Raw genomic sequence first — 12,955 nt, forward strand, 5'->3', positions numbered from 1 at the left:
GCTGGATTTCAGAAAAAACTTCAAAACAGAAAGGAAATATCTATGACTAAAACGAAACCCACCCTCGCACAGCAGACCTATGAGAAGGTTTGTGCCATCGAAACCATCCTGAATAGCCTGCTGGCAGACAGCACCACACCCGTATCTGGCCCGCCCGTGTCGGAGCGTCCCCTCTATCTGGCGACGGCCGGCCCCGAGATGCCTCTCTCGGTCATCCGGTTGGAGGACGCTCCCGACTATCTGCCTTGTTTCGACGAGGCCGACCTGCTGTATGGTATCCCCGGTCTGCCCATCCTCATGAGCTACTGCCCGGAGCAGGTCATGGATATCGGGGAGGAATCCTATCTCGTCGGCCCCATGGTCTTTTTCCGCATCGACCGGGACGGCTACACCGTCTCCCTTCAGGTAGCAGACCTGTATCAGCTGGCGGAATTTTTGGAACGGCACAGCGTCATCCTGATGCAGGGCGGCGAGAGCTTTATCGCCATCCGGCTGGACTGACCATGTGGACGGGCGCGGTATTTTTTGCGGCGGGCACCTGGTTCGGCTTTTTCGTCGCGGCCCTGATGCAGGCTGGAAAGGAGGATGACCCCCATGCAGGAAGATGTGGAGAACAGAACGATCAACTTCGCCATCAGCACCACCAAGCTGACGGGCCGGACGATCCTGGCGGCGGCCCGTAAGTTCTTGCAGTGGCGGGCGGGCAAGACGCACGGTAAACTGGTGGGCAAGCAAAGCGTCAAGCAGCTGCTGCGGCAGGACCAGGGGGCCACCAACATTGAAATCGAGAAAACCGGCATCCGGGATTTCAAGCGGATCTTGGACAAGTACGGTGTGGACTACGCCATCACCAAAAACCATGACGACCCGCCGCGGTATCTGGTTTTCTTCAAGGCCAGAGATGCCGATACCCTGACTGCTGCCTTCAAAGACTACTCCGCCAAGCTGGTCCAAAAAGAAAAGCACCCCAGTGTTCTGGAGCGTTTGCAGCAGTTCAAGGCCCTGGCTGCAGAGCTGGTACCTGGCCGGATGAAAGAAAAGAAGCAGGAGCGTGGTGAGCGATGAACCAAAACACCAAACGCCTTGTACTCCTGAACCTGCCCTATGTCCTGATGGGCCTTTACGCCACCAATCTGGGTTATGCCTGGCGGCTGGCTGTCGGGGCTGACTTTTCCGAAAAGATGATGTCCCTCATGTCGGTACTGCCGGGCGCCCTGGGACGCATTGTACCCAGCTTCCACCCACTGGACCTGGCTGTTGGTCTGTGCTGCGGCGTGGGGCTGCGGCTGGCGGTTTACCTGAAAAGCAAGAACGCCAAGAAGTACCGCCACGGCAGCGAGTACGGCTCGGCCCGCTGGGGCAATGCCAAGGACATCGAACCGTATGTGGCCCCCAAGTTTGAGGACAACATCATCCTGACCCAGACCGAACGCCTCACCATGTCCAGCCACTCCAAAGACCCCAAGACTGCTCGCAATAAAAATGTGCTGATCGTAGGCGGGTCCGGCAGCGGCAAGACCCGCTTCTGGATCAAGCCCAATCTCCTGCAAATGCACAGCTCCTATGTCCTCACAGACCCAAAAGGCACCACGGTTTTGGAGGTCGGCAACGCCTTTTTGAAGAAAGGCTACTGCATCAAAATCTTCAATACCATCAACTTCAAAAAGTCGATGCATTATAATCCGTTCGTGTATATCCACTCAGAAAAGGACATTTTGAAGCTGGTGACGACCCTCATGACCAACACCCGCGGCGAGGGAAAAGGCGGTGATCCCTTCTGGGACAAGGCGGAAAAGCTCTTGCTTACGTCGCTTATTGCTTATATCCACTACGAGGCCCCGGCAGAAGAACAAAACTTCGCTACCCTGCTGGAATTTTTGAACATCATGGAAGTGCGGGAGGATGACGAGGAGTTTCAAAACCCGGTGGACCTCATGTTCGAGGATCTGGCAAAACAGAAGCCGGACCACTTCGCAGTGCGGCAATACCGTCTTTACAAGCTGGCTGCGGGCAAGACTGCGAAAAGCATTTTGATTTCCTGCGGTGCCAGATTGGCCCCATTTGACATCGCTGAACTGCGGGAGATCACCGCCTACGATGAGCTGGAACTGGACACCCTGGGCGACCGGAAAACAGCGCTGTTCCTCATCATGTCGGACACCGACAGCACCTTCACCGACAGCACCTTCAACTTCCTGATCTCGATGGTGTACACTCAGCTTTTCAACCTGCTCTGCGAGAAGGCCGACGATGTGTACGGCGGGCGGCTGCCCGTCCATGTGCGGTGCCTCATCGACGAGTGCGCCAACATCGGCCAGATCCCGAACCTCGAAAAGCTGGTGGCCACCATCCGCAGCCGGGAAATCTCGGCCTGCCTGGTTTTGCAGGCGCAGAGCCAGCTCAAGGCGCTGTATAAGGACAACGCCGACACCATTATCGGGAACATGGACAGTCAAATCTTTCTGGGCGGTTCAGAAAATACCACTCTCAAGGAGCTGGCAGCCACGCTTGGGAAAGAGACGATCGACCTTTACAACACTTCGGACACCCGCGGCAACAGCCCCAGTTACGGCACATCGTACCAAAAGACGGGTCACGAACTCATGAGCCGGGACGAGCTGGCTGTTATGGACGGCGGCAAGTGCATCCTGCAGCTGCGCGGCGTGCGGCCCTTCCTCTCGGACAAGTATGACCTGACCCAGCACCCCAATTACAAGCTGACCGGCGACTACGACAAGAAAAATATGTTCGATATTGAGAAGTTTCTTAACCGCCGGTTAAAACTGAAACCGTCGGACGTGTACGATGTGGTGGATGCCGACTTGCCATAAAAACGTTTCTCCCAAAAGGCACCATAGATTGGGAGAAAGAACTGGCCCGTTGGGAGTAAACGGGCCGTAAATAGTTGTTCCGCTCTCCCATCCCGGGAGGATTTTTTATTTACCCCAGGCCCCAGGATACACCGGCAAATCAGCCTTCGCTGCGGCCAGCAGCTATAAAAAACGAGATTTCAGGTGTGTATCCGACCGGCCGTAAGTTCTTTTTATACAGGAGGAAACCACCATGGAATTTTTTAACTCCGCAATCGAAGTCCTGCAGACCCTCGTTGTTGCCCTGGGCGCTGGCCTCGGCGTGTGGGGCGGCGTCAACCTGCTGGAAGGGTATGGGTCCGACAATCCCGGCTCGAATGCTCATGTGCCATAAAGTAACACACAAAAATTTGATAGACAACCACCTGCTATTCCGCACAAAAGAGCCGCTTATGACCGTGTGAATGTTTACGGGACAACGGTTCTTTTTACTGCACAGGCAAATGATTGACAAGCAAGGAAATTTAATATATAATTTACGTTATATAACAAATATAATAAATCGGAGGTAAATATAGTGCCACCAAAAGCTAAGGTCACAAAGGATATGATTATTGATGCCGCATTTGAGGTTGCTCGTGAATCGGGTGTGGAAAATATCAACGCTAGGACAGTTGCAAAAAAGCTGAACTGTTCCACGCAGCCAGTTATGTATCATTTTGAAACGATTGAAGAATTGAAAAAAGCTACTTATGCCAAAGCAGATAGATTTCATACGGAATATTTGATGAACATAAAAGAGCCGCAAGAAGGAATTATGCTTGGAATCGGATTAAATTATATCCGTTTTGCGATTGAAGAACCTAAACTGTTCCGCTTACTTTTCCAGTCGGGCTTTGCCACCGAGAACAGTCTACTTGAAATGATCGACTCAGAGGAACTTATTCCCATCCTTTCTGTTATGCAGGAAGCAATGGAAATGAGCATAGAACAGACAAAAAAAGTATTTCTAACGATTGCCTTATTTGCTCACGGATATGCAAGTATTATTGCTAACAACTCATTAGAGTATGACGAAGAACTTATTGCTTCTCATTTGGAGCAAACATATAAAGGCGCAGTTTTAGCCGCACAGGAGGACATATAATGAAAAAGCTATACGAGAAAAACGAGTTAACATTTGCTCTTGTCTGGATTGGAGTTTACTGCGTTTTGCAATCCTTAGCCAATCCACTCAATGAAATAATAGGGATTGAAAACGCTGTAAGTGCTGTTTTTTGTGTTGTACAGGCTATAGTTTTGTTTTCCTTTATGCAGAAAAACAGGTTACTTGACAAGTATGGGCTTTGTAAATCATCTGTATCAGCTCGCCAGTTCCTCTACTACGTTCCGTTGATTATTTTGGCTACAAGTAATCTTTGGAATGGGATTATGGTAAATTACTCTTGGTTGGAAATGGTCTGTCATATCATTTTAATGCTATGCGTTGGATTTATAGAAGAAGTGATTTTTCGAGGTTTCCTCTTTAAGGCGATTGCTAAGGACAATGTGAAAACAGCGATTATCATTTCGAGCGTTACATTTGGTGTTGGACATTTGGTGAATTTAGTAAACGGCAGCGGTATGGAACTTGTAGCAAATCTGTTTCAAATTGTGGGAGCGATTGCTTTTGGTTTCCTGTTTGTAATTTTGTTTTACCGTGGTAGAAGCCTGCTTCCCTGTATCGTTACTCATTCCATGATAAATATACTTAGTGCTTTTGCAAATCAAGCAAGCCTAAACGTTGAGAAGCGTATGATTTCCACCTTGATTGAATTTGCCATTATCCTTGTCTATGCCCTCATTCTTATAAAAACTCTGCCGAAAAACCGGGTGTCATAGAAGCAAGCAGATAGCTGATAACCAATAAAATAGCGAAGCCAGCCGAGCCAGTCAACGGTCAAGATGAACGGGCATACGCCCGCCGTTGACAGCCCCGTCTGTCTTTGCTGGTGAGCAGACAAGGGGCGACAGCAAGGAGTGCTGCCGCCCCTCTTTATCATCACAGAAAGGGGGATTTTCCATGACGGAAACGGAATATCAAATGGCTGTTCAGAGAACCCATGACGCATATTGTAAAACTGTTATACGCCATGCTGCTATCACCGCCATCCGGCGCTTGCAAAGGAAATGGGAACGGGAAATCTCCCTTGAATACTTGATGTACGAGAAGCACTTTCCCATAACAGACTGGCGTGATTTTGTGACTGCGGAACTGGACGAAGAACGGCTCTTGACTGCCTGCGGCTTATCGGTCATGCTGGACAATGAAGAGCTGGCCAATGCCCTTTCCCATTTGTCACAGGAGGAACGTGAGAAAATCTTCTTGTATTACTTTCTGCGTCAGACCCAAACGCAGATCGGCCAGCATTATGGTGTGTCTGATAGTGCCATTGGGCGGCATCTGCATCGTGCCTTGCGGCAGCTCCATGAGGAAATGCAGGTGTATCCCCGTGAGTAGACTTCTCCCCTATGAAACCATTGTGAAAGCCCATGAGGGCGACCCGGACGCAGTAAACGCCGTGTTGCAGCACTACGCCGGATATATCCGCTACCTTTCCAAAGTAAATGGACGGGTCAACGCTGATGTGGAGGATTATGTGATCCAAACGCTGATTGACAGCCTGTTCAAGTTCCGTCTGGAACTCCCGGACAATCCTAAAACTGAATAACCCGCCGCCCAACGGCAGCACATGAAGCAGTAAGTCTTGAAAAAGATTTGCTGCTTTTTTTGCGCCCATTTTTGGCAGAACAGGCAGGGCGGTGGTGTTTAGAGTGAACAGGAAAATTTTTCTGCCTGCCCGGTTGCCATTTTCGGGTTTTCTGTATTACAGAGAGTGGAAAGGGCTTTCTCCGGCGTCGGGCAGGAAGTTCCGTATCTGTCGTCATTTTAGCGAAAACGGGCAGGAATGTCCTTTGCCGGATTATTAGTAGCAGAAAAAGAGAAACGAATTGCCAAAAGGGGCTCCCGATGAACGAGTAGTAGGCAAAGGAAAATTTACAAAAAGCATTTATACAAATCGTGAAAAAGTGGCGGACGGAAGTGAGGGGAAGTTTGCAGTCACGGAGAGCAAGTATCGACCAGTGTACCAAATTTCGCTTTTCGCTCATTTGTCCCCCGGTCAGATACTTGTTGGGGCTGCCACCCCAAACCCGCCTTTTGCGGCCCCAGCCGCTAAAAAAAATTGCTCCAATACTTGTGTTTTAGATAAAAATTGTCCGTTGCAGTTTGAAAGGAGTTGAGCCACCATGACACGCAAGACCTACAACACCCCCAAGCGGAAATGTGTTGTCAAAACCCGGCTTACCGAGGACGAGCGCAGAGCCTTTGAGGACAAATGTGCCACCCTCTCCATGAGCCAGTCGGAGTATATCCGGCAAGCCGTTTTTTACAGCCGGATTTCTCCTGTTATCCGGGTGACCGCCCACAGCGAGGAAATGCTCACCGCCGTATCTTCCCTTGTGGCGCAGTACGGGAAAATCGGCAGCAACCTAAACCAGATCGCCCGGTATCTCAACGAATACGCCACGCCTTACAATGCCCTGTCCGGCGAAGTGAGAGCTGCCGTTTCCGACCTTGCCGCCCTCAAATTCGAGGTGCTGAAAGTGATAGGTGAAGCCTATGGCAACGATCAAGCATATCAGCTCTAAAAATGCCGACTACGGAGCCGCCGAAGCCTATCTGACCTTTGAGCATGACGAGTTTACCATGAAGCCCACCCTTGATGAAGCCGGGCGGCTCATTCCCCGGCAGGACTACCGGCTGGATACGCTGAACTGCGGGGAGGAAGATTTTGCCCTGTCCTGTATCCGGGCAAATCTGCGGTACGGCAAGAACAGCAAACGGGAGGACATCAAGAGCCACCACTATATCATCAGCTTTGACCCACGGGACGCAGCCGACAATGGCCTGACCGTTGACCGGGCGCAGGCGTTGGGGCTGGCCTACTGCAAAGAGCATTTTCCCGGACACCAAGCCCTTGTCTGCACCCACCCGGACGGACACAGCCACAGCGGCAATATCCATGTGCATATTGTCATCAACAGTCTGCGGATCGCCGAGGTGGAGCGCAAGCCCTACATGGACAGGGCAAGCGACACCAGAGCCGGGGACAAGCACCGCTGCACCGCAGCCGCCATGCGGTATTTCCGCAGCGAAGTCATGGAGATGTGCCACCGGGAGGGACTTTACCAGATCGACCTCTTGAACGGCAGCCGAAACAAAGTGACCGAGCGTGAATACTGGGCGAAGCGCAAGGGGCAAGTCAAGCTGGACAAGGAAAATGCTGCCCTGCTTGCCGAGGGTATCGTACCCCGACAGACCAAGTTTGAAACCGACAAAGACCGCTTGCGGCAGACCATACGCCAAGCCCTTGCCACCGCCGCCAGCTTTGAGGAGTTTTCCGCTCTCCTGTTGCGGGATGGCGTGACCGTCAAGAAGAGCCGGGGGCGGCTGTCCTATCTCACGCCGGACAGGACGAAGCCCATCACCGCCCGAAAGCTGGGGACGGACTTTGACAAAGCCGCTGTCCTTGCTGTTTTCCAGCAGAACGCCGTCAGAGCCGTTCAAAGAGCAGAATATCACCCGCAAATTTCCGGGGGCATACGGCAGGAAAAAACCACCCAAATCACCCCCAATCCTGACAGCCCGCAGCGGCTTGTGGATATTCAAAAGAAGCTGTCCGAGGGCAAGGGCAAAGGTTATGAGCGTTGGGCGAAAACCTTTAACCTCAAACAGATGGCAAAGACCATGAATTTCCTTTCCGAGCACGGTTTTGCCAGCCCCGAAGAAGTGGACGCAGCTTTGGAGGCCGCCATTTCCGGGCAGCACGCCGCCGGAGAGAAGCTGAAAGAACTGGAATCCAGAATCACCGCCAACAAGGAACTCATGCGGCAGATCACCATTTACCGCAAGACCAAGCCCGCCCATGACGGGCTGAAAACCGCCAAGAAGCCGGAACGATACCGGGAAGCGTTTCATGCAGACCTGACGCTGTATGAAGCAGCTGTGCGGTATTTTCGGGAACGGGGCTTGAAGAAATTACCCGCCACTTCCAGACTGCAAGCAGAAAATGAAGCCCTGATTTCCGAGAAAAACGGGCTTTACACCGAATACCGGGAGCAGAAAGCCAGAGCCGCCGAGCTGCAAAAGGTCAAATCCAACCTTGCCGCCATGCTCCGGCAGGAACGGACAAAAGAGGTGCGCCGGGATTGGGAGCGGTAAGGGTGTTCCGTTTTGTTCCACCCCTACCGGGAAAGGGGTTTCCATTTTGGACACCCCTTTGCTATGGGAAATTGACCGCTGAACTCAACCCCAAAATGATACCGAAACCACACAAAAGCGTCCCCTATATTTACCCCTATCCGCAATATCACCTACCTTTTTCAAGGGGCATACAGAGGGGAAAATCCCCGAAAATGACACCGAAACCATACACCAAACGCCGCCTATCCCGTTACCCCGATAGAAGCGGCAGAAAGGAGCCGCCATGCCGAGAATGAGCAAGAAGCGCAAGGAAGAATGGGCGTTCTTCCTCAACGAGCGCAACCGTATCACCTACAATCCCCTTTGCCGCAGGTGCCGCCGCACCTGCAAGCAGAGTTTCCGGGCTATCATCATCGAGTGCCCACCGTTTCGCTCCAAGCGGGCGAAGCCATGAAGCCGGACAACACGCAGGAAACCATTTATGTAGGGCTGGACACAGGCTTGCCGCCCTACCTGCCATATCCCCGGTTCCTGCTGAAAATGGACATTTCCCAGACCGCCAAGCTGCTCTATGCGCTGCTGTTAGACCGCACCACCCTGTCACAGCGGAACGGCTGGCAGGACAATCAGGGCAGGACATTCATTGTCTATCCCATAGCGGAGATTGCCGAAATGCTGGATAAGGGGCAGACCGCCATCAAAGCCGCATTGAACGAACTGGACGCAGCCGGACTTCTGGAACGGAAACGGGCGGGATTTTCCGCAGCCAACCGCCTGTATGTGAAGCTGCCGCCATTAGTACGGATTTCCGACCCTATGACAGTCGGAAAAGCGACCCTCATAAGTGCGGAAAACCGACCTACTGATGGTCGGAAAAGCGACCTTATGACGGTCGGAAAACCGACCCCTAACAACCTTACTATAAACAACCTGATAGAAAGCCAAACAATGGGAGTGAGTAGAGAGCCGCACAAGCCGTTTGGCAGATATGAGAATGTTTTTCTGACCGAAGCCGAGTATGCAGAACTGAAAACCGAGTTTCCGGACAGACTGGAACGGCTCATTGAGGAAATGAGCCGCTACCTTGCCGCCAACGGGAGAACCTACCAGAACTATGCCGCCGCCCTGCGGATATGGTCGGAGAACGATAAAAAGGACGCCCCGAAACAGGGCGTCCCGGACTACACCTGCAAGGAGGGAGAAAGTTTATGAACAAAATCGAGAATATCAATCTGCTGCCGGATACCGAGCCGGACAGCGGCGACTACACAGGCGAGGACGGTTTGCTGTACTGTGGGAAATGCCGCAAGCCCAAAGAAGCCTACTTCCCGGAGGGCAAGACGCTTTTCGGGCTTGATCGCCACCCGGCAGAGTGCGACTGCCAGAGGGCGCAGCGGATTGAGCGTGAAGCCGCCGAACAGCAGCGCAGACACCTTGACACCGTAGAGGACTTGAAACGCCGGGGATTTTCCGATACCGCCATGCGGGACTGGACTTTTGAAAACGACAACGGCAGGAACCCCCAGACTGCCGTTGCCCGGTTCTATGCGGAGCATTGGAACACCATGCAGGCCGAGAACATCGGCTATCTCTTTTGGGGCGGTGTGGGAACTGGAAAAAGCTACCTTGCGGGCTGTATCGCAAACGCCCTGATGGAGAAAGAAATCCCCGTCCGCATGACGAACTTTGCCGCAATCCTCAATGACCTTGCCGCCAGCTTCGAGGGCAGGAACGAGTACATCTCCCGGCTCTGCCGTTATCCGCTGCTGATTTTGGACGATTTCGGCATGGAGCGTGGAACAGAATACGGGCTGGAACAGGTTTACAGCGTCATTGACAGCCGATACCGCAGCCGCAGGCCGCTGATCGTCACCACCAACCTGACCTTGCAGCAAATCCAGAACCCGCCGGACACCGCCCATGCCCGTATCTATGACCGGCTGCTGGAAATGTGCGCCCCCGTCCGTTTTACGGGCGGCAATTTCCGAAGGGAAACCGCACAAGCCAAGCTGGAACGGCTGAAAAATCTGATGAACGAGTGAAAGGAGTAGCCTATGGCAGATAACAAGCAGATCACCCGAACCAATCCTCGCCGCCCCGACTGCGTGACGGAAATCCGCATGGGCAACTCTGTCCTTGTGGTGTCCGGCTTTTTCAAGCAGGGCAGCAACGAAACCGCCGCCGACAAAATGGCAAAGGTATTGCAGGCCGAAGCTGCTACACAAAAACCGGCGATATGACGGGACATAGAAAAGCGGTCACGCCGGAGAGCGTGGCCGCTGGAGTGTTCTTATAGTGCAGCGATCTCTTGCGCCACGTCTGCTGCATTTTTTCCAGATGTGTTCACTTTGATTGTGTTCAATTTCTGATAAAGTGGAATACGCTGCACACTTCGCTCAATCACATCAGGAGTACGAATACCCGCAGTCACATCCTTTCGCAAGCGTTCAACAAGTTCCTGTTCTGAACAAATCAGAGATACGGCTATGATACGGCAGTCAGCGGTGTCAAGGCAAGAAATGATTGTGTCAATAATGGATTGTTCGTGCATTACCCAACAAAAAATAACATTCTCATAGGCAGAGCATTTGAGAAAATTATTTAATACCGCACAAATATTTTGTAAGACCATTTCTTTTGTTTCAGCGGTGACTTGAAATGGACTGGAATCCCAGCACCAATCCCCGTCAAGAAATACGCTGTTAGGTAATTTCTGCTTTAAGATTTGGCTAACGGTACTTTTCCCAATCCCCATAGTACCACCAATGATAAACAACCGCTTCATGTGTAATCTCTCCAAATATAATTTGCTGTTTTCTAAACAAGTATAGCACAAATAGAGGAGATAAGCCACCGTTAGAACCCTTACGAATAAAACCGTCATTTTAGCCGACTGTAAAGAAGCAGATTTGACGCTTTCACCGCTATACAGACAGCCGCCCCATGTGGTATGATAAAAATACGGAATAGTGGGGCTGGCTGTCGGAAACGGAGGATTTTATGTTAAGACAAGCCACCCAAAACCTCATTACCGCCCTTTATCCTAGATTGTCCCATGAGGACGAATTGCAAGGCGAGAGCAATTCCATTTCCAACCAGAAAAGGATTTTGGAAACCTACGCCAAGCAGAACGGCTTTACCAATCTGCGCTGGTACACCGACGACGGCTTTTCCGGCGCGAACTTCCAACGCCCCGGTTTTCAAGCCATGCTTGCAGACATTGAAGCCGGGAAAGTGGGTACGGTCATCGTCAAGGACATGAGCCGGTTAGGGCGAAACTACTTGCAGGTGGGATTTTACACGGAAATGCTGTTCCCTCAAAAGGGAGTGCGTTTTATCGCTGTCAACGACAATGTGGACAGCGCAAACGGCGGCATGGACAACGATTTTACCCCTCTGCGAAATCTGTTCAACGAATGGCTGGTGAGAGATACGAGCAAGAAAATCAAGGCAGTTAAGAGAGCAAAAGGCATGAGCGGCAAGCCCGTTACCAGCAAGCCGGTGTACGGCTACCTCATGGACGAGGACGAGAACTATATCGTTGACGAGGAAACCGCGCCGGTAGTCAAGCAGATATACCAGCTTTGCCTTGCCGGGAACGGCCCGACCAAGATTGCCCGTATGCTGTCGGAGCAGCAAATCCCCACGCCGGGGACGCTGGAATACCGCAGGACGGGCAGCACCCGCCGCTATCACCCCGGCTATGTGTGTAAATGGGCGACGAACACCGTCGTTCATATCCTCGAAAACCGGGAGTACACCGGCTGTCTGGTAAACTTCAAGACGGAGAAGCCCTCTTACAAAACCAAGCACAGCGTAGAGAACCCTGTGGAGAAGCAAGCCATTTTCCCCGACCACCATGAGCCGATTATCGACACGGAAACATGGGAGCGTGTGCAGGAGTTACGCAAGCAGCGCAAACGCCCGAACCGCTATGATGAAGTGGGGCTGTTCTCCGGTATGCTGTTCTGCGCCGACTGCGGCCATGTGATGTACCAGCAGCGGTATCAGAACAAAACCCGCAAGCAGGACTGTTACATCTGCGGCAGCTACAAGAAGCGCACCCGCGACTGTACGGCGCACTTTATCCGCACCGACCTGTTGACCGCCGGTGTCCTCTCCAATCTCCGGCAAGTGACCGAGTATGCCGCCAAGCATGAGAGCCGTTTTGTGAAGCTGCTTATCCAGCAGAACGAGATCGGCGGCAAGAGAAAGACCGCCGCAGCCACCAAGCAGCTCGAACAGGCACAGGAGCGCATTTCCGAAGTGAGCCGCATAATCAAGCGGCTGTATGAGGACAATGTGAACGGCAAAATCAGCGACGAGCGTTTCATGGAACTGTCGGCAGACTATGAGCAGGAGCAGCGGGAACTGAAAGACCGCGCCGCCGCTTTGCAGGCCGAACTGGACAAGTCACAGGCCGCCACCGTCAACGCGGAAAAGTTTATGGGTATCGTTCGAAAGCACCTTGCTTTTGAGGAATTGACCCCCACCCTCTTGCGGGAGATGATTGAGAAAATCGTCGTGCATGAGTGCAGCTATGACGAGAACGGCACCCGCAGGCAGGACATTGAGATTTATTACAGCTTTGTCGGCAAGATTGACTTGCCCGAAGCCTAACGCCCGACCTATCCGACACAATGCGCAAGTGCCGGATAGGAACGGCAAAATTTTTTACACTTCTATTACTTCTTTATCGCACATCAGTAAAGAGCCAGGGCATGAAGCAGCTGATGGCCGGCGGCGGTGTCGCCCTGATCGGCACTACCCTGGTTCCCCTGCTGAGCGGCCTGTTTGGCTGAGAAAGCCGGCCCCATAAGCCAGCAGTAATCCGGTAATCCAGCTCTTTTCCCAGCGCCACAAGCGGGAACTGCCGCCCACAGAACAGGGCTTTTTTGAA

At 52.3% G+C, this 12,955-nt stretch carries 14 protein-coding genes and 2 pseudogenes; 15 read left to right on the forward strand and 1 reads right to left on the reverse strand.

Features of this window, described 5'->3' with window-relative positions:
* Positions 1-42 precede the first annotated feature (42 nt).
* From B5G12_RS09670 to B5G12_RS09730, 13 genes and pseudogenes are all read left to right on the forward strand, one after another.
* On the forward strand, positions 43-501 hold the full coding sequence (locus tag B5G12_RS09670; RefSeq protein ID WP_087324767.1) for a hypothetical protein: 459 nt from the start codon (positions 43-45) through the stop codon (positions 499-501).
* A 93-nt stretch (positions 502-594) separates the two neighbouring features.
* Positions 595-1,065: a PcfB family protein gene (locus B5G12_RS09675; protein WP_087324768.1), complete on the forward strand. Its 471-nt coding sequence runs from the start codon at positions 595-597 to the stop codon at positions 1,063-1,065.
* A complete protein-coding gene (locus tag B5G12_RS09680) occupies positions 1,062-2,831 on the forward strand; it encodes a VirD4-like conjugal transfer protein, CD1115 family (RefSeq protein WP_087324769.1) in 1,770 nt (589 codons plus the stop codon). Before B5G12_RS09675 ends, B5G12_RS09680 begins: the two co-directional genes overlap by 4 nt.
* Before the next feature lie 232 nt (positions 2,832-3,063).
* A pseudogene (locus tag B5G12_RS09685) lies at positions 3,064-3,192 on the forward strand (Maff2 family mobile element protein); the annotation flags it as partial.
* A gap of 225 nt (positions 3,193-3,417) precedes the next feature.
* Positions 3,418-3,957 carry a TetR/AcrR family transcriptional regulator gene (locus B5G12_RS09690; RefSeq protein WP_207728258.1) on the forward strand — a complete coding sequence of 180 codons (540 nt, stop codon included), beginning with the start codon at positions 3,418-3,420 and terminating at the stop codon, positions 3,955-3,957.
* Positions 3,957-4,691, forward strand: a complete 735-nt coding sequence (locus B5G12_RS09695; protein WP_087324772.1) for a CPBP family intramembrane glutamic endopeptidase — start codon at positions 3,957-3,959, stop codon at positions 4,689-4,691. Before B5G12_RS09690 ends, B5G12_RS09695 begins: the two co-directional genes overlap by 1 nt.
* 181 nt (positions 4,692-4,872) lie before the next feature.
* A complete protein-coding gene (locus tag B5G12_RS09700) occupies positions 4,873-5,310 on the forward strand; it encodes a sigma-70 family RNA polymerase sigma factor (protein WP_087324773.1) in 438 nt (145 codons plus the stop codon).
* The gene (locus B5G12_RS09705; RefSeq protein ID WP_087324774.1) at positions 5,303-5,521 is read left to right on the forward strand and encodes a helix-turn-helix domain-containing protein; all 219 of its coding nucleotides are present in this window, start codon (positions 5,303-5,305) and stop codon (positions 5,519-5,521) included. Before B5G12_RS09700 ends, B5G12_RS09705 begins: the two co-directional genes overlap by 8 nt.
* Positions 5,522-6,098: 577 nt before the next feature.
* Positions 6,099-6,500, forward strand: coding sequence for a plasmid mobilization protein (locus B5G12_RS09710; protein ID WP_087324775.1), 402 nt, complete (start codon positions 6,099-6,101; stop codon positions 6,498-6,500).
* The gene (locus B5G12_RS09715) at positions 6,472-8,073 is read left to right on the forward strand and encodes a relaxase/mobilization nuclease domain-containing protein (protein ID WP_087324776.1); all 1,602 of its coding nucleotides are present in this window, start codon (positions 6,472-6,474) and stop codon (positions 8,071-8,073) included. Before B5G12_RS09710 ends, B5G12_RS09715 begins: the two co-directional genes overlap by 29 nt.
* Positions 8,074-8,505: 432 nt before the next feature.
* Entirely contained in the window at positions 8,506-9,267 is a 762-nt protein-coding gene (locus B5G12_RS09720; RefSeq protein ID WP_087324777.1) for a replication initiator protein A, read from the forward strand.
* On the forward strand, positions 9,264-10,097 hold the full coding sequence (locus tag B5G12_RS09725) for an ATP-binding protein (RefSeq protein WP_087324778.1): 834 nt from the start codon (positions 9,264-9,266) through the stop codon (positions 10,095-10,097). Before B5G12_RS09720 ends, B5G12_RS09725 begins: the two co-directional genes overlap by 4 nt.
* Before the next feature lie 12 nt (positions 10,098-10,109).
* Positions 10,110-10,295 carry a transposon-encoded TnpW family protein gene (locus B5G12_RS09730; protein ID WP_087324779.1) on the forward strand — a complete coding sequence of 62 codons (186 nt, stop codon included), beginning with the start codon at positions 10,110-10,112 and terminating at the stop codon, positions 10,293-10,295.
* Between the two features lie 50 nt (positions 10,296-10,345).
* Here the strand turns inward: B5G12_RS09730 and B5G12_RS09735 are convergent, their stop codons facing one another.
* On the reverse strand, positions 10,346-10,840 hold the full coding sequence (locus tag B5G12_RS09735; protein WP_087324780.1) for an ATP-binding protein: 495 nt from the start codon (positions 10,838-10,840) through the stop codon (positions 10,346-10,348).
* Between the two features lie 215 nt (positions 10,841-11,055).
* On the opposite strand from B5G12_RS09735, the gene B5G12_RS09740 reads away from it, so the two are divergent.
* Both B5G12_RS09740 and B5G12_RS15225 read left to right on the forward strand, forming a co-directional pair.
* On the forward strand, positions 11,056-12,675 hold the full coding sequence (locus B5G12_RS09740) for an IME_Rho_tet family element recombinase (RefSeq protein WP_087324781.1): 1,620 nt from the start codon (positions 11,056-11,058) through the stop codon (positions 12,673-12,675).
* Positions 12,676-12,764: 89 nt separating this feature from the next.
* Positions 12,765-12,857 (forward strand): annotated as a pseudogene (locus tag B5G12_RS15225) (Maff2 family mobile element protein); the annotation flags it as partial.
* Between the last annotated feature and the right edge of the window lie 98 nt (positions 12,858-12,955).

Source organism: Faecalibacterium sp. An58, assembly GCF_002161515.1.
Taxonomy (GTDB): domain Bacteria; phylum Bacillota; class Clostridia; order Oscillospirales; family Ruminococcaceae; genus Faecalibacterium; species Faecalibacterium avium.